17 protein-coding genes and 2 tRNA genes are annotated in these 21814 nt (G+C 72.5%); 16 read left to right on the forward strand and 3 right to left on the reverse strand.

The window, feature by feature from the left end:
- Window positions 1-45 precede the first annotated feature (45 nt).
- From nadD to AB0G32_RS25210, 7 genes are all read left to right on the forward strand, one after another.
- Complete coding sequence (gene nadD / locus AB0G32_RS25180; RefSeq protein WP_361167428.1) at window positions 46-738, forward strand: nicotinate-nucleotide adenylyltransferase; 693 nt, start codon at window positions 46-48, stop codon at window positions 736-738.
- A gap of 16 nt (window positions 739-754) precedes the next feature.
- Window positions 755-2476, forward strand: a complete 1722-nt coding sequence (locus AB0G32_RS25185) for a LytR C-terminal domain-containing protein (RefSeq protein WP_361167431.1) — start codon at window positions 755-757, stop codon at window positions 2474-2476.
- An 80-nt stretch (window positions 2477-2556) separates the two neighbouring features.
- A complete protein-coding gene (gene rsfS, locus AB0G32_RS25190) occupies window positions 2557-3003 on the forward strand; it encodes a ribosome silencing factor (RefSeq protein ID WP_361167434.1) in 447 nt (148 codons plus the stop codon).
- The gene (locus AB0G32_RS25195) at window positions 3000-3668 is read left to right on the forward strand and encodes a histidine phosphatase family protein (RefSeq protein WP_361167437.1); all 669 of its coding nucleotides are present in this window, start codon (window positions 3000-3002) and stop codon (window positions 3666-3668) included. The genes rsfS and AB0G32_RS25195 overlap by 4 nt, the downstream gene beginning before the upstream one ends.
- A gap of 126 nt (window positions 3669-3794) precedes the next feature.
- Window positions 3795-3867, forward strand: a tRNA-Ala gene (locus tag AB0G32_RS25200).
- 303 nt (window positions 3868-4170) lie between these two features.
- On the forward strand, window positions 4171-4404 hold the full coding sequence (locus tag AB0G32_RS25205) for a hypothetical protein (protein WP_361167440.1): 234 nt from the start codon (window positions 4171-4173) through the stop codon (window positions 4402-4404).
- A gap of 114 nt (window positions 4405-4518) precedes the next feature.
- Window positions 4519-4591, forward strand: a tRNA-Ala gene (locus AB0G32_RS25210).
- Between the two features lie 60 nt (window positions 4592-4651).
- On the opposite strand, the gene AB0G32_RS25215 is transcribed toward AB0G32_RS25210, so the two are convergent.
- Entirely contained in the window at window positions 4652-6265 is a 1614-nt protein-coding gene (locus AB0G32_RS25215; RefSeq protein WP_361167443.1) for an NADH-ubiquinone oxidoreductase-F iron-sulfur binding region domain-containing protein, read from the reverse strand.
- Window positions 6265-7503 (reverse strand): cytochrome b/b6 domain-containing protein, encoded by a 1239-nt coding sequence (locus AB0G32_RS25220; RefSeq protein ID WP_361167446.1) that lies wholly within the window; start codon window positions 7501-7503, stop codon window positions 6265-6267. Before AB0G32_RS25220 ends, AB0G32_RS25215 begins: the two co-directional genes overlap by 1 nt.
- A 390-nt stretch (window positions 7504-7893) precedes the next feature.
- On the opposite strand from AB0G32_RS25220, the gene leuS reads away from it, so the two are divergent.
- From leuS to holA, 8 genes are all read left to right on the forward strand, one after another.
- A complete protein-coding gene (gene leuS, locus AB0G32_RS25225; RefSeq protein ID WP_361167449.1) occupies window positions 7894-10770 on the forward strand; it encodes a leucine--tRNA ligase in 2877 nt (958 codons plus the stop codon).
- Between the two features lie 150 nt (window positions 10771-10920).
- Window positions 10921-11664, forward strand: coding sequence for a hypothetical protein (locus AB0G32_RS25230; protein ID WP_361167452.1), 744 nt, complete (start codon window positions 10921-10923; stop codon window positions 11662-11664).
- Window positions 11665-11793: 129 nt separating this feature from the next.
- Window positions 11794-12639 (forward strand): DegV family protein, encoded by an 846-nt coding sequence (locus tag AB0G32_RS25235; RefSeq protein ID WP_361167455.1) that lies wholly within the window; start codon window positions 11794-11796, stop codon window positions 12637-12639.
- A 144-nt stretch (window positions 12640-12783) separates the two neighbouring features.
- Complete coding sequence (locus tag AB0G32_RS25240; protein WP_361167458.1) at window positions 12784-13995, forward strand: ComEA family DNA-binding protein; 1212 nt, start codon at window positions 12784-12786, stop codon at window positions 13993-13995.
- Window positions 13992-16571, forward strand: a complete 2580-nt coding sequence (locus AB0G32_RS25245) for a ComEC/Rec2 family competence protein (protein ID WP_361167461.1) — start codon at window positions 13992-13994, stop codon at window positions 16569-16571. Before AB0G32_RS25240 ends, AB0G32_RS25245 begins: the two co-directional genes overlap by 4 nt.
- 212 nt (window positions 16572-16783) lie before the next feature.
- On the forward strand, window positions 16784-17665 hold the full coding sequence (locus AB0G32_RS25250) for a YceI family protein (protein WP_361167464.1): 882 nt from the start codon (window positions 16784-16786) through the stop codon (window positions 17663-17665).
- A gap of 65 nt (window positions 17666-17730) precedes the next feature.
- The gene (locus tag AB0G32_RS25255; RefSeq protein WP_361167466.1) at window positions 17731-17976 is read left to right on the forward strand and encodes a hypothetical protein; all 246 of its coding nucleotides are present in this window, start codon (window positions 17731-17733) and stop codon (window positions 17974-17976) included.
- A 61-nt stretch (window positions 17977-18037) separates the two neighbouring features.
- Window positions 18038-19024, forward strand: a complete 987-nt coding sequence (gene holA, locus AB0G32_RS25260; RefSeq protein ID WP_361167469.1) for a DNA polymerase III subunit delta — start codon at window positions 18038-18040, stop codon at window positions 19022-19024.
- Window positions 19025-19240: 216 nt separating this feature from the next.
- Here holA and rpsT read toward each other — a convergent pair whose 3' ends face one another.
- Entirely contained in the window at window positions 19241-19507 is a 267-nt protein-coding gene (gene rpsT, locus AB0G32_RS25265; RefSeq protein WP_332887458.1) for a 30S ribosomal protein S20, read from the reverse strand.
- Window positions 19508-19759: 252 nt separating this feature from the next.
- Between rpsT and lepA the strand changes: the two genes are divergently transcribed.
- Window positions 19760-21628, forward strand: coding sequence for a translation elongation factor 4 (gene lepA / locus AB0G32_RS25270; protein ID WP_361167472.1), 1869 nt, complete (start codon window positions 19760-19762; stop codon window positions 21626-21628).
- The last annotated feature ends 186 nt before the right edge of the window (window positions 21629-21814 follow it).

The following is a 21814-nucleotide window of genomic DNA, read 5'->3' on the forward strand; positions in this document are numbered from 1 at the left end:
ACTGGCGGCCGAGGCGTGCCGCCGGGGCCGGTAGGGTCTGCACGCATGGGAGAGCAGGACATGCCTACCGGTCCGGTGAACGGCCCGGAGAGCGGCACGCCAAGCGGCACACCGCACCGCCCGGGGCCCGGCAACGGCCCGTCGACACCGGGCAGACGGCGGCTCGGCGTCATGGGCGGCACCTTCGACCCGATCCACCACGGGCACCTCGTCGCGGCCAGTGAGGTCGCCACGCAGTTCCACCTCGACGAGGTGGTGTTCGTGCCCACCGGGCAGCCCTGGCAGAAGAGCCACCGCGCGGTCTCCGCCGCCGAGGACCGGTACCTGATGACGGTCATCGCCACCGTCGAGAACCCGCAGTTCTCGGTGAGCCGCATCGACATCGACCGCGGCGGTCCCACGTACACCGTGGACACCCTGCGCGACCTGAGCTCGCTCAACCCGGACACCGACCTGTTCTTCATCACCGGCGCCGACGCCCTCGCCCAGATCCTCACCTGGCGCGACAGCGAGGAACTCTTCTCCCTGGCGCACTTCATCGGCGTCACCCGCCCCGGCCACACCCTGACCGACGCGGGCCTGCCCAAGGGCGGCGTCTCCCTGATCGAGGTCCCCGCCCTCGCCATCTCGTCCACGGACTGCCGGGCGCGGGTCGGCAAGGGCGATCCGGTCTGGTATCTGGTGCCCGACGGAGTCGTGCGCTACATCGACAAGCGTCAGCTGTACCGCGGCGAGTGAGCCGAGAGGGGCACCGGTGAACGACCGATACGACGCGGGACAGGGCGGCGGCCAGGACGGCCCGTACGAAGTCGTCGGCTACGACGAGTACGGCCGGCCGGTCTACCGCCAGGCCCCGGCACCGCAGCAGACGTACGACCCGTACGCGCAGCAGCCGCAGCAGGGGTACGGCTACGACCCGTACGGCACCGCCGGGCAGCAGCAGCCCGCCGCCCCGTACGACCCCTACGGCAACGGCAACGGCAACGGCTACGACACGGGTCGGCAGGCCCCCGTTCCCCCGCCGAACTCCTACGACACCTACGACACGGGTCAGCAGGCCCCCGTCCCCCCGCAGAGCGCCTACGACCCCTACGCCGCTGCCACCGGCGGGCAGCCGCAGGCCGTCCAGCAGACCGCCCGCATCCCGCAGCAGGCGGGCCCGCGCGAGGAGCCGGACGGCGCCGGCCCGGCGGAACCGGAGTACCGCACCGAGCAGTTCGCCTTCGTCGAGGAGCCGGACGGCGACTCCGAGGACGTCATCGACTGGATGCAGTTCACGGAGAACCGCACCGAGCGCCGCGAGGAGGCCCGGCGCCGGGCACGCGCGCGTACCGTCGCCCTCGTGGTCGTCCTCGCCCTCGTCGCGGTGGGCGGCATCGGCTACCTCTGGTACGCCGGAAAGCTCCCCGGCCTGTCCTCGTCGGACGCCAAGAACGGCGGTACGACGGCGGCGGGCGCCCAGGAGCGCGACGTCATCGCCCTGCACCTGCACGACACGGACGGCGGCTCCACCTCCACGGCGCTGCTCGTGAACAACACCACCACCAAGACGGCCACCACCGTGCTGCTGCCCAACTCGCTGGCGCTGACCGGCGACGACGGCTCCGTCACCACGCTGGCCAAGTCGGTCGACGACGACGGCCCCGACGCCACCCAGGACGCGCTGGACTCCGTGCTCGGCACCGACATCGAGGGCACCTGGCGGCTGGACACCCCCTACCTGCAGAACCTCGTCGACCTGGTCGGCAACATCGAGGTCGACGCGGACACCGACGTACCCGACCCGGACGCCAAGGACGCCAAGGACGCCGCTGTCCTGGTCCACCAGGGCGAGGGGCAGACCCTCAGCGGCAAGATGGCCGTCGCCTACGCCACCTACCAGGCGTCCGGGGAGGCGCAGTCCGCCCAGCTGGAGCGGTTCGGGCAGGTCATGCACGGGGTGCTGCGCAAGCTGTCGTCCGACGCGCAGGCGGCGACGACCACGGTGCAGACGCTGGGGATGATCCTCGACCCGCCGCTGACCGACGAGGACCTCGGTTCCTTCCTCGCCTCGCTCGCCGACCTCGCCAAGGGCGGCGACCACAAGACGGCCCTGCTGCCCGTCCAGGACGACGGCACGCTCAGCGCCGAGGACAGCTCCGGTGTCGTCAAGGACGTGCTCGGCGGCACCGCCAAGAGCCCCGACGAGGGCGCGGCGGTCAGTGTCTCCGTGCAGAACGCCAGCGGCGACAAGGACAACACCGCCAAGGTCCGGGTCACCCTGGTCAACGGCGGCTTCACCTTCGTGGAGGGCGGCACCGCCGCCACCGCCCAGGCCACCTCGCAGGTGCGCTACGCGGACGCCGCCGACAAGGAGAACGCCACCGAGGTCGCCAAGACCCTCGGCCTGTCCACCGACGCGGTCGCCAAGGGCGAGGTGTCGGGCAACGCGCGGGTGTCGGTGATCCTCGGCCAGGACTACGAGCCCGCGTCGTGACCGGACGGTGAGCGCACGGGGGCGCGGTCGGCGGTCGTGAGACCCTTGGGGTCAAACGACCGCCGACCGAAAGCCTGGTAGTGACCGCGACCGACCGCTCCCTGGAGCTCATCAACACCGCCGCCCAGGCGGCCGCCGACAAGCTGGCGCACGACGTCATCGCCTATGACGTCAGTGACGTGCTGTCCATCACGGACGCCTTCCTGCTGGCCTCCGCCCCCAACGACCGACAGGTCAAGTCGATCGTCGACGAGATCGAGGAACGCCTCAGCAAGGAGCTCGGCGCCAAGCCGGTGCGCCGCGAGGGCGACCGCGAGGCCCGCTGGGTCCTGCTCGACTACGTCGACATCGTCGTGCACGTCCAGCACAGCGAGGAGCGGGTCTTCTACGCCCTGGAGCGGCTGTGGAAGGACTGCCCCGAGCTGGAACTGCCCGCCGACGCGAAGGCGACCCGGGGCAAGGCCGAGGAGCACGCCCGGGCCAGGGCCGCCGAGGAGGACGCCGAGCCGGGCGGGGAGCGGCGATGACCTCCACGGACGAGGTGCCGGCCGGGCCCGGCCGGGGCCGCCGCGTCATCCTGTGGCGGCACGGCCAGACGTCGTGGAACGTGGAGCGCCGCTTCCAGGGCACCACGGACGTCGAGCTGACCGCGACCGGCGTCGCCCAGGCCCGCCGGGCTGCCCGGCTGCTGGCCGGCCTGAGGCCCGACGCGATCGTCGCCTCGGACCTGCGGCGGGCCGCCGCCACGGCCGCCGAACTGGCCGCGCTGACCGGCCTGGAGGTCGCCCACGACGAGGGCCTGCGCGAGACGTACGCGGGTGCCTGGCAGGGACTGACGCACGAGGAGATCATCGCCCGGTACGGCGCGGAGTACGCGGCGTGGAAGCGCGGCGAACCGGTGCGCCGCGGCGGCGGCGAACTGGAGACCGAGGTCGCCGACCGCGCCGCCCCCGTGGTGCTGCGGTACGCCGACAAGCTGCCCGCGGCCGGCACCCTCGTCGTGGTCAGCCACGGCGGCACGATCCGCACCACCATCGGCCGCCTCCTCGGCCTGGACGCGCACAGCTGGGAGGCCCTGGGCGGCCTGACCAACTGCTGCTGGTCCGTGCTCGGCGAGGGCGCCCGCGGCTGGCGGCTGCTGGAGCACAACGCCGGCAGTCTGCCGGAGCCGGTGCTCGGCGACGACGACTGAGCCGGCGACCGAGCCGAGGATCGAGCCGAGGACCGAGCCGCGCGCGGGCCCGGATTTCACTTTCCGGCAGGTCGCAGGCTAAAGTTCTTCTTGTTCGCCCCGCCGAGCGGGAAGAACACCGGCCCGGGGGCTATAGCTCAGTTGGTAGAGCGCCTGCATGGCATGCAGGAGGTCAGGAGTTCAATTCTCCTTAGCTCCACAGAAGGATCGCACGCAAGGATCACGATGAATCCCGTCCCCTTGAGGGGCGGGATTTTTCGTTCCCCCGCTTGAGCGTCCAGGGCCCGTCGGACGTATAGCTCCGTGGAGATCCGCGCCGGTCACCGTGTCCGTACTGGTACTGAGGCGTCGCTGACCGTGTCGGTCCGGGCGTGGCAGAATCAAACGGCCGGTAGGGGGCGCGGCCCGACGGGAGGGAGTACCGATGCCTGCGAGCATCCTCGGGGACGGCGGCGGCGTCGCGTACGTGTGCACGGTCCGCGACCGCAGCTGGAGCTGATCGATGGGGGCACACAGGCGGAAGTGCGACTGGTGCGGCAGCGGCACCCCGATCGTCCGCGACATGGAACCGGTCAACCCGGAGTACCAGTACTGGTGCGAGGAGTGCGCGCGGGCGCTGATCATAAAAGGCGACCCCATCGAGACGTACCGCGAACTCGAGGGCGAGCCGATCTACGGGCGCCTGCTGGAGGAGCACTGCACGCTCAAGCGGTTCCACTCCTTCGTGACCGCATGACGGGCGAAACGGGCACTTCGGGCAGGGCGGGAACGATTTGGTGTTGGGCCCGGGTGACCGTGTAATGTTGGCGTCGCCGCCAGGGAAACCCGGCGGAGCGAAGCGGTAAAGCGCGGGGCTATAGCTCAGTTGGTAGAGCGCCTGCATGGCATGCAGGAGGTCAGGAGTTCAATTCTCCTTAGCTCCACAATCACAGGGAAACCCCCCGGATCGGTGATCCGGGGGGTTTGTTCGTCGTCGGTTCCTCTCAGCGGCCGAGCGCGCGGCGGCCGCGGCCCTGCGAGAGCACCGGCAGGTTGGCCCGGGCGGGCGCCTGGGTGCGGGTGTCCTCCTCGATGCGCAGCGCGAGCGCCGGACAGCGGCGCACCGCGCGCAGCGCCTTGGCCTCCGCGTAGCGCGGCACCGCCGCCTGCGCCACGGTCGGGAAACCGTCGGCGCCGAGCTGGAAGACCTCCGGCAGGATGTCCGCGCACAGCCCGTGGCCCCGGCACAGCGTCCAGTCGACGTAGATCTTCTGGCGGCTGGGGCCGGTCTCCTCGGACGCGCCGCCGCCCGGGATGCCGGTCGGGGCCCGGCCCCCCTCGAAGAGCGGCAGGACGCCCTCCACCGGCCGTCCGCAGCCGTTGCCGAGGACATGGGCGGCCAGGTCGTCGGTGAACGCCTTGACGGTCGACTCCAGGAACATCGCCGAGCCGTCCGGGTGCGAACACGCGCCGCGCCGCTTGACGTTCTTCGCGACCTGCTTGAGCGCCTCCAGGGCGGCCGGACCGCCGCCGTTCAGGATGTCCGCCAGGCCGCGCGCGGCGGCCGGCAGCCCGAGGTAGCAGGGGCCGCACTGGCCCGCGCTCTCCTCCGCCAGCCACTGCGCCACCCGGAGCGACTCGCCCAGCGGGCACGTCTCCTGACCGATCGGCAGGATGGCGCCGGCGCCGAGCGAACCGCCCACCGCGTCCAGCGAGTTGCGGGAGACGATCGCCTCGTCGACGGTGGCCGAGTCGATCCACTTGCCGTGGTAGCCGCCGGTCAGCACCCCCTGGAGGACCGGCGGGGCGCCGGCCAACTGGAGGACGTAGCGCAGCGGTACGCCCGTGGGGACCTCGATCACCATGGGGCGGGCGACCGCGCCGGAGACGGTGAGCATCACGGTGCCCGGCTCGTCGTACAGGCCTGTGTTGCCGTAGCGCTCCGGGCCGATGCGGGCGGCGATGGCGAGCTGGGCGAAGGTCTCGGCGTTCGACAGGAGCGTCGGGGCGCCGCCCACCCCGCTCTTCGACGCGCTGACCTTGCGGCCGGGCGGGATCGCCGGGCCGCCGTCGATGGAGCGGATCAGTGAGGCGGCGGCGCCGGTGACCATCCGCACCGGATTGCGCTGCACGCGGGCACGGAGGGCGGAGCGGCGGCCGTTGCTGAGGCCGCGTTCGGCGAGCGCGGCCTCCATGGAGCGCTGGGTGGACTCCCGGGTGACGCCGATGACCAGGGTGCGCGCGCCCATCGCCTCGGCGCACAGCAGCGCGCCGTCCAGGATCAGGTGCGGGGCCCGGTTGATGAGGACGGTGTCCTTGCGGCAGGCCGGTTCGTCCTCGCTGCCGTTGACGACGACGACCGGGCGGACGCCGCGCTTGATCGCCGCCTCGGCGACCGAGCGCAGTTTCTTGTGGAAGGGGAAGCCGGCGCCGCCGCGGCCCCGGAGATTGATCGCCTCGGCGAGTTTGGCGAGCTGTTCACCGCCAAGCGGTTCAAGCGGACCGTGCACCTTCAGGTGCATGGGCAGATCCAGACGTTCGACAAGGTCGAAGCCCGACGTGAGCTGCGGAAGCCCGACGACGCGGACTTCGGGGACGTCGGGCAGGGCCTCGTTCACTAGATGCCTCCGGAAGGCGTGTTCCAGGGTTCACCCGGCCCCGGTGCGTCGAAGTCGTAGGACGCGCCGGGTGCCGGTTCGGGGGCGGGACCGCTCGTGTACGTGTCATCCGGGTAGTACGGGCCGGGCACGGTGTTCGTCTCACCGGTGTCGTACACGTCACTCGACCGGTAGCCGTAGGGGTCCGGATTGCCGTAGGCCGGGATGGTGTGTCCGGTGTCGGTCAGCGGGTCGTACGCCGACGGCGGGGCCTCGCCGACCGGCGGCGGGGACGGGACCGGCCAGCCGCCCGGGGGCATCGCACCGGCGGGCGCCGCGGCGGGCTGCTGCCAGTCGCGCTGCGGGGTGGAGACCGCGCGGTAGGCGGCGGCGAACCCGTTCGCGGGCTCCCGGGCGGCGGCGGACGCGGACTCGTAGGGCCCGGCGGCGGCTTCGTACGGTGCGGCAGCGGGTGCGTACGGCCCGGCGGCGGCTTCGTACGACTGCGGGTGGGCGGCCGTGCGCTGCCGGGGGACGCCCGCCGTCTCGTAGCCCGGCAGGGTGGCGGTGGCGGTGGCGTCGGACGCCGCGCGGGCGCCGTCCTGGGCCGGTTCCGCGCGCTCCGCCCGGCGGCCCCCCTGGTCGAGGAGGGCCGCGACGCGGTCGGCGATCCGGCGCTTGACCGGGCCCGGGGCGGCGCGCAGCGCGAGCGCCGCCATGACCCCGGCCAGGGACAGGCCGTACAGGACCAGGAAGACCGGCTTGGCGGCGCGGCCCGCGTACAGGCCGTGCAGCAGGGCCGCGCTCCAGGCCGGGTAGGCCAGCATGTGCATGGCCCGCCAGCGGGCGGCGACCGGGGCGGGGGAGGCGAAGCGGTTGCGCAGGGCACCGGTGACGCCCACGAAGATCATGAGCAGTCCGGCCAGGGTGCCCAGGCCGATGAGGAAGGCCCGGCCGCCGAACTGCTCGTCGTCGGTGAGGAGCAGGCCGAACGGGATCACCGCGGCGACCCAGGTGGTGTGCGCCAGCGCCAGTTTGACCCCGACGTGCACCAGCAGGAAGACGATCGAGGCGACGGCGGTACCGCGGTGCACCGCCTGGGCCAGGATGCGCTGGCGGGCCACGAGCAGGATCCGGTCCTGGGCGACCAGACCCCAGATCACCGAGCAACTGAGACAGACCAGCGCCAGGACGCCGGCGCCGAAATCGAGGAACTCCGCGAACGAGTCGTCCGCCGTGGCGGCGAGGGATGGGTTCATGGGGGCACTCCGAGCGGTTCGGGGAAGCGGTCCCGGTGCCGCACTCTAAGTGGCGCCATACCTGTGAGTACCAGGTTTGAGTTATTGCGTCGTTACCAAATGGCTGTGCGCTCGTTGTGATGCCCCTTAGTGGCTGTTACGCGAAGTAAACCTGGGCCGGTGTCCGGGCCCGGAAGCCCGTCGCGGCCCGATCGGGGACTGCGGTACCCTGACGCCATGCGTGCCGTACGCCTTCTGCTTAGCGAGCCGCGCTGATCAGTACCGACCGCCGGTGCTCCGGAGAGGTCGGAATCGGCGCGGCGTCCCCTCCTGTGCGAGGGGCTTTTTCATTTCTGTCCCGAATGAGAACCGCAGCCGTGGGCGAAGACGATCGATGGAGCTTTGAGGATCATGAGCGAGACGAACCCCGCCGCCACCGCCGAGGTGGTGGCGCCGCACCGCTACACGGCTGCCCTGGCGGCCGAGATCGAGGCACGCTGGCAGGACTTCTGGGACGTCGCGGGCACCTACGCCGCCCCCAACCCGACGGGTGACCTGGCGGGCGACCCGGCCGTGGTGGACCGGCCCAAGAAGTTCATCATGGACATGTTCCCGTACCCGTCCGGTGCGGGCCTGCACGTCGGCCACCCGCTGGGGTACATCGCCACCGACGTCTTCGCCCGCTTCCAGCGGATGACCGGCCACAACGTCCTGCACACCCTGGGCTTCGACGCCTTCGGCCTGCCCGCCGAGCAGTACGCGGTGCAGACCGGCACGCACCCGCGCGTGTCCACCGAGGCCAACATGGAGAACATGCGGGTCCAGCTGCGCCGGCTGGGCCTGGGCCACGACAAGCGCCGGTCGTTCGCCACGATCGACCCGGACTACTACAAGTGGACCCAGTGGATCTTCCTGAAGATCTTCAACTCCTGGTACGACGAGGAGGCGGGCCGGGCCCGGCCGATCGACGAACTGGTCGCCGCCTTCGAGTCCGGCGCGCGCGAGGTGCCCGGGGGACGCGCCTGGCGCGAACTGACCGCCGCCGAGCGCGCCGACGTCCTGGGTGAGTACCGGCTGGCCTACGCCTCCGACGCGCCGGTCAACTGGTGCCCCGGCCTGGGCACGGTGCTGGCCAACGAGGAGGTCACCGCCGACGGCCGCTCCGAGCGCGGCAACTTCCCGGTCTTCAAGTCCAAGCTGCGCCAGTGGAACATGCGCATCACCGCCTACGCGGACCGGCTGCTGGACGACCTGGAGGAGCTGGACTGGCCCGAGGCCATCAAGCTGCAGCAGCGCAACTGGATCGGCCGTTCCGAGGGCGCCCGCGTCGACTTCCCCGTCGACGGCGAGCACATCACCGTCTTCACCACCCGCCAGGACACCCTGTTCGGCGCCACCTACATGGTGCTGGCGCCGGAACACCCCCTGGTGGAGAAGGTCACGCCGGCCGCCTGGCCGCAGGGCACCCACGAGGTGTGGACCGGCGGCCACGCCACCCCGGCCGAGGCGGTCGCCGCCTACCGCGCGCAGGCCGCCGCCAAGTCCGACGTGGAGCGCCAGGCCGAGGCCAAGGACAAGACCGGCGTCTTCACCGGCGCGTACGCCACCAACCCGGTCAACGGCGAGCAGATCCCCGTCTTCATCGCCGACTACGTCCTGATGGGCTACGGCACCGGCGCGATCATGGCCGTACCGGCGCACGACACCCGTGACTTCGCCTTCGCGCGCGCCTTCGAGCTGCCGATGCGCTGTGTCGTCGCGCCCTCCGACGGCCGCTCCACCGACACCTCGACGTGGGACGACGCCTTCGCCTCGTACGACGCCGAGATCGTGAACTCGACCGGTGCGGACGTCTCCCTGGACGGCCTGGGCGTGGTGGACGCCAAGGCGCGGATCACCGAGTGGCTGACCGGGCGGGGCATCGGCGAGGGCACCGTCAACTTCCGGCTGCGCGACTGGCTGTTCAGCCGCCAGCGCTACTGGGGCGAGCCCTTCCCGATCGTCTACGACGAGGACGGCATCGCTCACCCGCTGCCCGAGTCGATGCTGCCGCTGGAACTGCCCGAGGTCGAGGACTACTCCCCGCGCACCTTCGACCCGGACGACGCCGACACCCGGCCGGAGACGCCGCTGTCCCGCAACGAGGACTGGGTCCACGTCACCCTGGACCTGGGCGACGGCCGTGGCCCGCGCAGCTACCGGCGCGAGACCAACACCATGCCCAACTGGGCCGGTTCCTGCTGGTACGAGCTGCGCTACCTGGACCCGCACAACTCCGGGCAACTGGTCGACCCGGAGATCGAGCGGTACTGGATGGGCCCGCGCGAGGGGCAGCCGCACGGCGGCGTCGACCTGTACGTCGGCGGCGCCGAGCACGCCGTGCTGCACCTGCTGTACGCCCGTTTCTGGTCCAAGGTGCTGTTCGACCTGGGGCACATCTCCTCGTCCGAGCCGTTCCACAAGCTGTTCAACCAGGGCATGATCCAGGCGTACGTCTACCGGGACGCGCGCGGGATCGCCGTACCGGCCGCCGAGGTGGAGGAGCGCGACGGCGCCTACTTCTACCGGGGCGAGAAGGTGTCGCGGCTGCTGGGCAAGATGGGCAAGTCGCTGAAGAACGCGGTCACGCCCGACGAGATCTGCGCCGAGTACGGCGCCGACACCCTGCGCCTGTACGAGATGGCGATGGGCCCGCTGGACGTGTCCCGGCCGTGGGACACCCGCGCGGTGGTCGGCCAGTTCCGGCTGCTCCAGCGGCTGTGGCGGAACATCGTGGACGAGACGAGCGGCGCGGTGACGGTCGTCGACGCCGAGCCGGACGTGGACACGCTGCGGGCGCTGCACAAGGCGATCGACGGGGTGCGCGGCGACCTGGCGGGCATGCGCTTCAACACCGCCATCGCCAAGGTCACCGAGCTGAACAACCACCTGACCAAGGTGGGCGGCCCGCTCGCGCGGCCGGTCGCCGAGGCCCTGGTGCTGATGATCGCGCCGCTGGCCCCGCACGTCGCCGAGGAACTGTGGCGCAAGCTGGGGCACTCGGACTCGGTGGTGCACCAGGACTTCCCGGTGGCCGATCCGGCGTACGTGGTCGACGAGACGGTGACCTGCGTCGTCCAGGTCAAGGGCAAGGTCAAGGCGCGGCTGGAGGTCGCCCCGGACATCTCCGAGGCGGACCTGGAGAAGGTGGCGCTGGCCGACGAGAAGGTGGTGGCGGCGCTGGACGGCGCCGGGATCCGCAAGGTCGTCGTGCGGGCGCCCAAGCTGGTCAACATCGTGCCGGCGTGAGCGACGCCGGGTGACGGCCACGGCATAGGGGCGGTCCCCTACGGGCAGGTTCGGGGTTTTTCTGGAACTCCGAACCTGCCCGTGGCGTTTACCGTTGAAGAGTGGCGCGGTGCGAGCCGGGCCGCGCCCGCGGGGCCCGAGGAGGAGATCTTGGAAGCAGTGATCGCAGTCGTCGCCCTGCTCTTCGTGCTCGTGATCGTCCTTGGCGCCTACGCCACGGTGAAGGCGGTAGGTGCCGCCAAGCGCGGTGTGGACCGCGGCATCACCCAGGCGCGGCGCACGGTGGAGGAGCACACGCTGCGCGCCAAGTCCCTGGTCCAGCCGGGCTCGGCCGGTGAGGTCGCCCGGCTGCGGCTGTCGCTGCGCACGTCCATGCGGGCCACGCAGGACGCGCTGCACGCGGGCGTGGCCGACGACGAGTCCCTCAAGGAGTCCCTGGGCCTGTTCGAGCGGCTCAGCGCGCACGGCCACGAGCTCGACGGGGAGCTGCGCCGGCTGGAGACCGAGCCCGACCGGGCCACCCTCGCCCAGCGCCTCCCCGGGCTGCGCGAGCGCACCGGGCGCATCACACAGGCGGCCGACTCGCTGCGCTGGGCGGCCCGCGACCGGGCCCGCCGGTTCGCCGACGACGACCTGGACTCGCTGAGCGCGCAGATCGACGTGGAGGCGGGGGCCCTGCGGCACTGGACCCGGACGGAGCCCGCGGCACCGTCGGCTCCGTGGCCCGAGGCCCCGGCTGCTGCTGCCGGCGCCGACGAGGCCGGCCCGCGGCGGACCGGGCGGCCGGCCTCCGCCGAGGATTCGGCGCGCCCGGCCCGCCCGGCGCTCGATCCGACCGGGCCGCGCCCGGCGTATCCCTGGCAGAAGAAGCCGCGGCCGGAGAGCACGACCTGATCGTGCGGATGCGAATGACCAAGGGCCCGGGGGCGGGCCCGGGTGCGGGGGCGGGTGTACGTGCGGGTGCGGTGCCGGTGACCGGGGCCGGACTGCCGTATGGGCGCTACGGCAGGTAACCTCCAGCTCATGTCCCGCCATGTCGCGATCGTCACCGATTCAACGGCCTACCTGCCGCCCCGGACGATGCAGCGGCACGGCATCACCGCGGTGCCCCTGACCGTGGTGCTGGGCGACCGGGCGCTGGAAGAGGGCACCGAGATCTCGACCCGATCGCTGGCCCAGGCGTTGCAGAAGCGACGGCCGGTCACGACCTCCCGCCCCAGTCCGCAGATGTTCGCCGAGACCTACCGCGCGGCGGCCGGCTCCGGCGCCACCGGCATCGTCTCGCTGCACCTGTCCGCCGAGCTCTCGGGCACCTACGACGCGGCGGTGGTCGCGGCCCGCGAGGCGCCCGTCCCGGTACGGGTCGTGGACACCGGCATGATCGCGATGGCACTGGGCTTCTGCGCGGTCGCCGCGGCCGAGGCGGCGGAGAACGGCGGCACGGTGGACGAGGCCGTCACGGCGGCGGAGAAACGGGCGGCGGGCACCTCCGCCTACTTCTACGTCGACACCCTGGACTATCTGCGCCGCGGCGGCCGGATCGGGGCCGCGCAGGCGCTGTTCGGGTCGGCGCTGGCGGTGAAGCCGCTGCTGCGGCTGGACGGCGGCCGGATCGAGCCGCTGGAGAAGGTGCGCACGGCTTCCAGGGCCATCGCCCGCCTGGAGGAGATCGCCGCCGACCGGGCGGGCGGCGCCGAGGTCGACATCGCCGTCCACCATCTCGCCGCCCACGACCGTGCCGCGGCCCTGGCGGACCGGCTGCGGGTCCGGGTGCCGGCCCTGGCCGACCTGCATGTCAGTGAGGTGGGGGCGGTGATCGGGGCGCATACGGGGCCCGGGCTGCTGGGGGTTGTCGTCTCGTCGCGGTGAGGTGTGCGTGCGGTCTGTCTGAGACCTGCCTCCCGATGAGCACGTCACTCGTGTGAGTGACGGAGATATCCACAGGCGGGGCGGCGGTCCACAGGAACCGACCATGATCAGCGCGAGTGTGCCGGATCGTCCGATCCTCTTCGCATGGCACTTCGATCGCATTCTCGCGCAATGGCCCCGACCAGCGGCCCGGGCCGCCTCCCCGCCTCCGACGGCCGCTTCCGCCACCGACGACGGGCGCAGGCCGGCGGCCGGGTACGGCACCCGGGCCGGGTACGGCACCAGGTCCGCCGGGCCCCGGCGGAGGAACTCCGGGAGCGGGCGGAGGCGCTGTTCGGCGAACGGGGCGGCGTGCCGCACCGGGAGTCGGGAAAGGCACCGCCCGGGCGGCGGGAGGCAGGGCCTCCTGCGGACGGCCTCGGGGCGCGCAGGGCGGAGAGCGACGTGGACTCCCGGGGTGGTGCGGGAGTTCGGGCTGATGCGGACGTCGGGGGCGGTGCGGGTGCCCGGGGGGACGCGGGCTTCGGGGCCGACACGGCCACCGGGGCGGCGGGCGTCGGGGCCGCCCGTGACGTGGGTTCCCGGTGGGAGCGGGCCCGGCTGGCGCTGCGGGAGCGGTTGCCGCTGTGGCTCCAGACCAGGTGCGGGCTGGAGCGGCGCGGTGCGCTGGCGCTGACCGTGGTGCTCGTCGCCGCCGCGGGCCTCGCGGCACAGCACTTCTGGACCGGCCGGACCCAGCCGGTGCGCGCACCCGACGTGGTGCGGGCGGCGGCGACGCCGTACGGCGGGGACAGCGCGCCCGCGGGAGCGGCCGGGGCCACCGGGGCGCCGTCGGGGACGGGCACGGCGGCGACCGGAGCGCCGGGCGCCGAGATCGTGGTGGACGTCAGCGGCAAGGTCCGTGAACCCGGTGTCCACCGTCTGCCGCCGGGTTCACGGGTGGCGGACGCCCTGCGCGCGGCCGGCGGCGTACGTCCCGGCACCGACACCGACGCGCTCAACCGAGCGAGGTTCCTGGTGGACGGCGAACAGGTCGTCGTGGGCCCACCACCCGAGGGCGCGATGGTCGGAGCGAACCCTGTCGGCGGGACCGGGACCGGGACCGGGACCGGAGCCGGAGCCGGGAGTGGCCCGGCCAGCGGGGTATCGGGAGCGGCGCCCGCCGCTCCCCTCTCCCTCAACACGGCCACCGTCGAGCAGCTCGACACGCTGCCCGGGGTCGGCCCCGTTCTCGCCGGGCACATCGTCGAGTACCGGACCCGGAACGGCGGTTTCCGCTCGGTGGACGAACTGCGCGAGGTCAACGGCATCGGCGAGCGCCGCTTCGCCGACCTGCGCGATCTCGTACGGCCATGACGGGCCCGACCGAGCCGGTCCACGCGGCGGACGACCGGCAGGACGGGTATCCGGCGACCCGGGCGGCCGTGCACGCCGCCTCCGGGAAGCGGCTCGGCGCCGCCCGTCCCCGGCAGGAGGGACCGGCGGACCTGCGCCTGGTGCCGCCCGCCCTCGGGGCCTGGGCCGCGGCGGCCCTGTTCCTGGACCTGCCCGCCGGGTGGACGGTCTGCGCGGTGGCCGGCTGTGCCGTCGTCGCCGGGATACTGCTGCTGCCGCGCCGCGAAGCCCGGGGGAGACACCGGCCCGCGGTGGCCGCGCTGCTGCTCTGCGTCGCCGCGTCCGCCGCCTCGGCCGGACTGCACGGCGCGGACCCGCGCCGGGGCCCGGTACCGGAACTGGCCCGGCGGTACGCCACCGTGACCGCCGACGTGGAGCTGACCTCGGTCCCGCGCCTGACCCGCCCCCGCGTCCAGGGCAACCACGCGGCGCCGCCCGCCGTGCTGGTCGACGCGGACGTCCGCCGGGTGCGGCGGGCGGACGGGACGGCGGTGGCGACCCGGACACCGGTACGGATGATCGTCGACGTGGCCGCGGGGACGCCGGCCCGCGCTCCCGCTGGGCCGGGGACGGTCACCGACCGGGCCCGGGCCTCGCCCTGGCTCGGGCTGCTGCCCACCACGCGGGTGCGGGTCACGGCCCGGTCGGCGCCCGCGGCGGTGGACGGCGACCGCATCGCCGCCCTGTGGCGGGTACGGGGCGGGGCGGCGCCGGACGTGCTGGCCGGGCCGTCGGGTTCGCAGCGGGTCGCCGGACGGCTGCGCGCCGGGCTGCGGGCCGCCACCGACGATCTCCCGGCGGACGCCCGGGCGTTGCTGCCGGGCCTGGTGGTCGGCGACACCTCGCGGATCACCCCGGACCTGGACGAGGCGTTCAAGGAGACCGACCTCGCGCACACTCTGGCGGTCAGCGGCGCCAACTTCACCATCCTGCTCGCCCTGCTGCTGGGCCCGCCCGGCCTGGCGCAGCGCAGCGAACGCCGGGGACTGGCACCCCGCGTCGGCGTTCCGCTGCGGACCACGGCACTGCTCGGCGCGGCGCTGGCCCTCGGCTTCACCGTCGTGTGCGGACCGGACCCGAGCGTGCTGCGGGCCGCGGCCTGCGGGGGCGTCGCGCTGCTCGCCCTGGCCACCGGCCGCCGCAGATCCCTGATCCCGGCGCTCGCGACGGCGGTACTGCTGCTGGTGCTGTACGACCCGTGGCTGGCCCGGAGTCACGGCTTCCTGCTCTCGGTGCTGGCCACCGGCGCGCTGCTCACGCTGGCACCGCGCTGGAGCACCGCCCTGCGCGGCCGAGGGGTGCCGCCCCGGCTCGCCGAGGCGCTGGCCGCCGCTGCCGCCGCCCAGGCGGTGTGCGCGCCTGTCGTCACGGTGCTGTCGGCGCGGGTGAGCCTGGTGGCGGTGCCGTGCAACCTGCTGGCGGAGTTCGCCGTCGCGCCGGCCACCGTCCTGGGCTTCGGCGCGCTGCTGACCGCTCCGGTGGCACTGCCGGTGGCCGAGGCGCTGGCGTGGTGCGCGGGCTGGCCGGCCGGCTGGCTCGCCGGGGTGGCCCGGACCGGGGCGGCGCTGCCGGGGGCGGGGGTGGACTGGCCCGGGAGCTGGACCGGGGCGGCGCTGCTCGCGCTGGTCACGGGCGGTGCGCTGCTCGCGGGGCGGCGGCTGGTCCGGCATCCCTGGTGGTGCGGTGTCTGTGTGCTGGTGCTGGCGGTCGCGGTGCTGCGGCCCGCGCCGCTGACCCGGGTGGTCACGGGCTGGCCGCCGCCGGACTGGCGGCTGGTGATGTGCGACGTCGGGCAGGGCGACGCGCTGGTGCTGGCGGCGGGCGCGGGCACGGGCGTGGTGGTGGACGCCGGGCCCGATCCGGTCCTCGTCGACCGCTGTCTGCGCTCGCTCGGGATCACCAAGGTCCCGCTCGTCGTGCTGACCCACTTCCACGCCGACCACGTGGCGGGTCTGCCCGGTGTGCTGCGGGGTAGGTCGGTGGGTGCCATCGAGACGACCGGCTTCGAGGAACCGGCGGACCAGGTGGACTTCGTCCGTGCGCAGGCGGCGGCCCGCGGCATCGCGGTGCGGCCCGCGGTCGCCGGGGAGCGGCGCCGGACCGGGGCGTTGTCCTGGGAGGTGGTGTGGCCGCCACCGCCCACGCCGAGTCCGCGGCCCGGTGTGCAGGGGCCGAACGACGCCAGCGTCACTTTGCTGGTCAGGACGGCCGGCCTGCGGCTGCTCCTGCTCGGGGACCTGGAACCGCCCGCCCAGCGGGCGCTGGCCCGGTCACCGGCGGCCGCCGCGCTGGCGGAGGTGGACGTGCTCAAGGTGGCCCATCACGGCTCGGCCCACCAGGACCCCGGGCTGCTGCGCCGGGCCGCCCCGCGAGTGGCATTGGTCTCCTGCGGCGCGGACAACATGTACGGCCACCCAGCCCCCGGCACGCTCGCGGCACTGCGCGCCCAGGGCGCCGCGGTGCTGCGGACGGACCGGGACGGCGCGCTGGCGGTCACGGGTACGGGGGAGGAGGGCCTGCGGGTGACGGGGAGTTGAGGGACGGTCGGGCAGGGCGATCCGGCTGTGCGACAGCTGTGCGAAACCCGTACCGGAGCCGTTAATTCGGGCCACAACGGGGCCACTCATGTGCAGTGCCCGCACATGCGCCGCATTGATGTGATGTGGCTCCGTGTTGCCTGGAAAGCCTCAACGGTGATCGAATGCATCTTCGGTAAGGGATGTTTCGCGTCGTGCAGAGGGTGTCGCAGATGATCGGCCGCTTGTTGGGAAGCCGCGCGAAGCGGGTTCGACGGACGGGACCCCTGGCGGCGGTGCAGGTGCCGCCGAGTGCCGGAGTGCTGAGCTGCAGAGTGCTGGACCCGGTCAACGAACCCGTGGCGCACGCCGAGTTGACGGTGAGCGACAGCATGGGGCGCAAGATCGTCAGCGGCGGCACGGACCCCTACGGGTCGTTCGTCACGGCGGTGCCGGCGGGTGAGTACCGGCTCGCGGTGTCCGCCGAGGGCTTCACCCCGTACCGGGCGTCCGCGACGGTGGTCGAGGACTCGCTCGCCTCGCTCGGTGATGTCACCTTGCAGGTCGCGGCGCCCCTGGAGCTGCCGAAGGCGGGGGACTGGGAGATCGAGCCGGCGCATTCCTCGATCGGTTTCACCGCGCGGCACATCGGACTGGCCCGGATCCACGGACGGTTCAACTCCTTCGCGGGGGCGGTGCGGATCGCCGACGAGATGGAGCAGTCGGCGATGCACGTGGTGATCGACGCGGCATCCATCGACACCAATGTGCGGATGCGCGACGACCATCTGCGGTCGGGCGACTTCCTGGACGTGCAGCGGTATCCGACGCTGGAGTTCTACAGTGACCGGTTCGCGCACCGGGGCGGGAACCGGTGGGCGGTCACCGGCGGACTGTCCCTGCACGGCGTGACCCGGACGGTCACCCTGGACGCCGAGTACCTCGGGCTGGGCAACGGCATGGAGGGCGAGACGCGGGCGGCCTGCCGGGCCAGCACGGAACTGCACCGCGACGACTTCACGGTGAGCTGGCAGACGATGCTGGCCCGCGGCATCGCCGTGGTCGGACCGAGCATCGTCATCGACCTCGACATACAGATCGTCCCCAAGGGCTGACCCGGCGGCCGGGCAGTGGCCGGCCGCCCGGCCGGACAGTCGGCCGGTGTCGGACAATGTCCGGCGTGAGTGACGTGAGACATGTGCTGGTGCTGCCCGACCGTGACGCGGCCGAGGAGGCGGCGGAGGCGCTCGGGGAGCGGTTCGGTGTCACCGAGGAACCGCGGCTCGTCCGGGACGCGCTGGCCGGGGAGGACGACGCCGAGGACGCCCAGTGGCTCGTCGTCCTGCGGGACGAGGAGCGGCGGCTGGACGCCGGGGAACTGGACGAGTTCGCCGCTCGGTGGGACGGCTGGCGGGAGGAGCCGTAGCCGTCCGGTAGGGGCGGTCGCGGCGGACGCGTTGTCAGTGCCGCGTGCGATGCTTGTCGCGATGGCCAGGAAGAGTGCGAACGACGACCCTCTCGCCCCCGTGACGCTTGCCGTGGGCCAGGAGGACCTGCTGCTCGACCGTGCCGTGCGGGAGGTGGTGGCCGCCGCGAAGGCCGCCGACGCCGACACGGACGTACGCGATCTCACTTCGGACCAGTTGCAGCCCGGCACGCTCGCCGAGCTGACCAGTCCGTCGCTCTTCGCCGAGCGCAAGGTCGTGGTCGTACGCAATGCGCAGGACCTGTCCGCCGACACGGTCAAGGACGTCAAGGGTTACCTCGGCGCGCCGGTGGAGGAGATCACCCTGGTCCTGCTGCACGCGGGCGGGGCCAAGGGCAAGGGGCTGCTGGACGCGGCGCGCAAGGCGGGGGCGCGGGAGGTGGCGTGCCCGAAGATGACGAAGCCGGCGGACCGGCTGGCCTTCGTGCGCGGTGAGTTCCGTACCACCGGGCGGTCGGCGACGCCCGAGGCGTGCCAGGCACTGGTGGACGCGATCGGGAGCGATCTGCGGGAGCTGGCGTCGGCGGTGTCCCAGCTGGTCGCGGACGTCGAGGGGACGATCGACGAGGCGGTGGTCGGGCGGTACTACACCGGGCGGGCCGAGGCGTCCAGCTTCACGGTCGCGGACCGGGCGGTGGAGGGGCGGACCGCGGAGGCGCTGGAGGCGTTGCGGTGGTCGCTGGCCACGGGGGTGGCGCCGGTACTGATCACCAGTGCGCTGGCGCAAGGCGTGCGGGCGATCGGGAAGCTGTCCTCGGCGCGTGGCGGCCGGCCGGCCGACCTCGCCCGGGAGCTGGGCATGCCGCCGTGGAAGATCGACCGGGTGCGGCAGCAGATGCGCGGGTGGACGCCGGACGGGGTGGCGGTGGCGCTGCGGGCGGTGGCCGACGCGGACGCGGGGGTCAAGGGCGGGGGGGACGATGCCGGGTACGCGTTGGAGAAGGCGGTCGTGGTGATCGCGCGGGCGGCGCGGTCGCGGGGACGGTAGACGGGAAGGGAAGCGGGGGTGCCCCCAGCCGGACTGAAACGCACCGAAGCCCCGCCCGTCTGGAATCCAGAACGAGCGGGGCCTCGGGTCACGCTTAAGGGTGAGCCCACACCCGCGTGGCGAACGCAGGCCGCGTGCGGGCTCGGGGTGCCGGGCGGGAGCGGATGAGAGAGGGCCCGCTCTGGGTCCGTCCGGCGGTCAGACCAGATAAAGGGTTCAGCCCTTGACGGCGGCGACCTTCTGCGCCAGCGCCGACTTCTTGTTGGCGGCCTGGTTCTTGTGGATGACGCCCTTGGAGACGGCCTTGTCGAGCTGACGCGCGGCGACGCGCTGGTACTCGGTGGCCTTCTCGACGTCACCCGCGGCAGCGGCCTCGCGGGCCTTGCGGATCGCGGTCTTCAGGGAGGACTTGACGGCCTTGTTGCGCAGCCGGGCCTTCTCGTTGGTCTTGATCCGCTTGATCTGGGACTTGATGTTCGCCACGAATGAGCCTCTACAGGTTCAGGCACGGGGCCCGCAGGTCCCGTACCGGTGATTTTCCAGAAGTCGTGTCTCGCGCTGAGAGGGCAAGAGACACAGCCCCCCACACTACCAGCGGCCCATCCGCGTCCCCAAACCCGCCCCCGACCCCTCCCAGACCGTCCAGCGGTCCCCGCCCGTGGGACGATGGAAGCTACGTATCGATCCGACCCGAGACCGCAGACACTGCGGACGCCTCAAGAATCAGGACCCTGCGTGCCCGCGATCCCCAGCCATGTGCCCGAGCCGAGCCGTACCGACCCGGCGCTGATCCGCAACTTCTGCATCATCGCGCACATCGACCACGGCAAGTCCACGCTCGCCGACCGGATGCTCCAGCTGACCGGTGTGGTCGAGCAGCGGCAGATGCGCGCCCAGTACCTCGACCGCATGGACATCGAGCGCGAGCGCGGCATCACGATCAAGTCTCAGGCGGTGCGTCTGCCGTGGGCTCCCACCCACGACAAGAACGACACGCACATCCTCAACATGATCGACACCCCGGGGCACGTCGACTTCACCTACGAGGTGTCCAGGTCGCTCGCCGCGTGCGAGGGGACGATCCTGCTGGTCGACGCCGCCCAGGGCATCGAGGCCCAGACCCTCGCCAACCTCTACCTGGCGATGGAGAACGACCTCACGATCATCCCCGTCCTGAACAAGATCGACCTGCCGGCCGCGCAGCCCGAGAAGTTCGCCGAGGAGCTCGCCAACCTGGTCGGCTGCGACCCCGCCGACGTGCTGAAGGTCTCCGCGAAGACCGGGCTCGGTGTCGAGGCGCTCCTGGACAAGGTGGTCGCCGAGATCCCCGCCCCGGTCGGCGTCGCCGACGCCCCCGCCCGCGCGATGATCTTCGACTCGGTCTACGACTCCTACCGGGGCGTCGTGACGTACGTCCGGGTCATCGACGGCCAGCTCAACAAGCGTGAGCGGATCCGGATGATGTCCACCAACGCCACCCACGAGCTGCTGGAGATCGGCACCAACTCGCCCGAGATGCTGGGCGCCGACGGCCTCGGCGTCGGCGAGGTGGGCTATCTCATCACCGGCGTGAAGGACGTCCGCCAGTCCAAGGTCGGTGACACCGTCACCAGCCAGCACAAGGGCGCCACGGACGCGCTCGGCGGGTACAAGGACCCGAAGCCGATGGTGTTCTCCGGGCTGTATCCGCTGGACGGGTCGGACTACCCGGAGCTGCGCGAGGCGCTGGACAAGCTCCAGCTCAACGACGCCGCCCTGGTCTACGAGCCGGAGACGTCCGCCGCCCTCGGCTTCGGCTTCCGCGTCGGCTTCCTCGGCCTGCTGCACCTGGACGTGATCCGGGAGCGGCTGGAGCGCGAGTTCGGCCTCGACCTGATCGCCACCGCGCCGAACGTGGTCTACCGGGTGGTCATGGAGGACGGCACCGAGCACACCGTCACCAACCCGAGCGAGTTCCCCGAGGGGAAGATCAACGAGGTCTACGAGCCGGTCGTGCGGGCCACCATCCTCGCGCCGACCGAGTTCATCGGCTCGATCATGGAGCTGTGTCAGACCCGGCGCGGCACCCTGCTCGGCATGGACTACCTCTCCGAGGACCGCGTCGAGATCCGCTACACCCTGCCCCTCGCGGAGATCGTCTTCGACTTCTTCGACCAGCTGAAGTCGAAGACCCGCGGCTACGCCTCGCTGGACTACGAGCCCACCGGTGAGCAGACGTCCTCCCTGGTCAAGGTCGACATCCTGCTGCACGGCGACAAGGTGGACGCCTTCTCGGCGATCACCCACAAGGACGCGGCGTACGCGTACGGCGTGCGGCTCGTCGCCAAGCTGCGCGAGCTGATCCCGCGCCAGGCCTTCGAGGTGCCGATCCAGGCGGCCATCGGCTCCCGGGTCATCGCCCGCGAGACCATCCGCGCCATCCGCAAGGACGTCCTCGCCAAGTGCTACGGCGGTGACATCTCCCGCAAGCGGAAGCTGCTGGAGAAGCAGAAGGAAGGCAAGAAGCGGATGAAGATGGTGGGTTCCGTGGAGGTTCCCCAGGAGGCCTTCATCGCCGTCCTCTCCAGCGATGACAGCGCGGGATCGGGCAAGGGCAAGAAGTAACCGCGGAAACGGACACAAGGGGCCCGTCGCACGAAAGTGCGACGGGCCTTTGTGTATGTGTGTGACCGTTGTCTGAAGGAAATGACAGGGTGCGGGCCCTTACATACCAGCCGGTCGGGCCTTACTCTGATCCCTGCTCCATAGTTACTCGCGAGTTAAACAACGGCTCGCGAGTGAGAAGCAGCC

Origin of the sequence: Streptomyces sp. NPDC023723, assembly GCF_040639815.1 — a bacterium.
GTDB lineage: Bacteria > Actinomycetota > Actinomycetes > Streptomycetales > Streptomycetaceae > Streptomyces.

Coding starts and splice junctions, on each gene's coding strand:
- AB0G32_RS25195 (WP_361167437.1), top strand. CDS start 3,000: ATGACCTCCACGGACGAGGTGCCGGCCGGGCCCGGCCGGGGCCGCCGC.
- holA (WP_361167469.1), top strand. CDS start 18,038: ATGGCCAGGAAGAGTGCGAACGACGACCCTCTCGCCCCCGTGACGCTT.
- AB0G32_RS25220 (WP_361167446.1), bottom strand. CDS start 7,503: ATGAACCCATCCCTCGCCGCCACGGCGGACGACTCGTTCGCGGAGTTC.
- AB0G32_RS25245 (WP_361167461.1), top strand. CDS start 13,992: ATGACGGGCCCGACCGAGCCGGTCCACGCGGCGGACGACCGGCAGGAC.
- AB0G32_RS25250 (WP_361167464.1), top strand. CDS start 16,784: ATGATCGGCCGCTTGTTGGGAAGCCGCGCGAAGCGGGTTCGACGGACG.
- AB0G32_RS25235 (WP_361167455.1), top strand. CDS start 11,794: ATGTCCCGCCATGTCGCGATCGTCACCGATTCAACGGCCTACCTGCCG.
- leuS (WP_361167449.1), top strand. CDS start 7,894: ATGAGCGAGACGAACCCCGCCGCCACCGCCGAGGTGGTGGCGCCGCAC.
- AB0G32_RS25240 (WP_361167458.1), top strand. CDS start 12,784: ATGGCACTTCGATCGCATTCTCGCGCAATGGCCCCGACCAGCGGCCCG.
- nadD (WP_361167428.1), top strand. CDS start 46: ATGGGAGAGCAGGACATGCCTACCGGTCCGGTGAACGGCCCGGAGAGC.
- AB0G32_RS25205 (WP_361167440.1), top strand. CDS start 4,171: ATGGGGGCACACAGGCGGAAGTGCGACTGGTGCGGCAGCGGCACCCCG.